This is a genomic window from Streptomyces cinereospinus, assembly GCF_042430725.1.
GTDB lineage: Bacteria > Actinomycetota > Actinomycetes > Streptomycetales > Streptomycetaceae > Streptomyces > Streptomyces cinereospinus.
The window spans coordinates 1-596 of record NZ_JBHMCY010000214.1 but is presented as its reverse complement, the minus strand read 5'-3'; the positions used below and the strand labels follow the sequence as shown (position 1 = coordinate 596).

Below are 596 nucleotides of genomic sequence, written 5' to 3'. Positions count from 1 at the left end.
CAGCAGGTCGGCTGGACCTGGACCATGGTCCGCGACGACCTGCTGGACCGCCTGCACGCCCACCCCGCCGTCCGGGCCCTCGCACCGGAGCTGGAACGACAGGTCAGAGCGGGCGACATGACGGCCACCAGGGCGGCGGAACACATCCTGGGCGCGTTCCGCGAAGACAGGGCCTCCGGCGCCGTGCCGTGAACGGTGGAGATCTTCCGCCGGTCCGGTGATTCCGGACAGCCACCGGGCCGGCGGAACTCACCCCCCTCCCCGCTCGACGACGGCTCTGCCCCGGGGCCCCTCAGCCCCGCCCCGGCCGCACCTGTCCGAGGTGCCCTCCTCGCGGCCGGGGCGGTCCCTTCTTCCATCCGGACGGTCAGGTCACCAGCCCCTGCTGAGCGAGCATGCGGAAGGGGCTGGAACGGCATCGCTCCAGCCCCTTGGGCACCTGGGGGACTTACGCTTCCTCGTCGACCCAGGACATCAGCTTGCGCAGCTCCTTGCCCGTGGTCTCCAGCAGGTGCTCGGAGTCCTGCTGCTGGTACTCGTCGTACTTCTTCAGACCGCCGTGGTACTCGTCCATCCACTGCTGGGCGAACGAGCCG

The 596-nt window shown here is 70.6% G+C and carries 2 pseudogenes; one reads left to right on the top strand and one right to left on the bottom strand.

Annotation, left to right across the window (positions count from 1 at the left end):
- A pseudogene (locus tag ACFF45_RS35570) lies at nucleotides 1–192 on the top strand (methylmalonyl Co-A mutase-associated GTPase MeaB); the annotation flags it as partial.
- Between the two features lie 256 nt (nucleotides 193–448).
- Here ACFF45_RS35570 and ACFF45_RS35565 read toward each other — a convergent pair.
- Nucleotides 449–596 (bottom strand): annotated as a pseudogene (locus ACFF45_RS35565) (ketol-acid reductoisomerase); the annotation flags it as partial.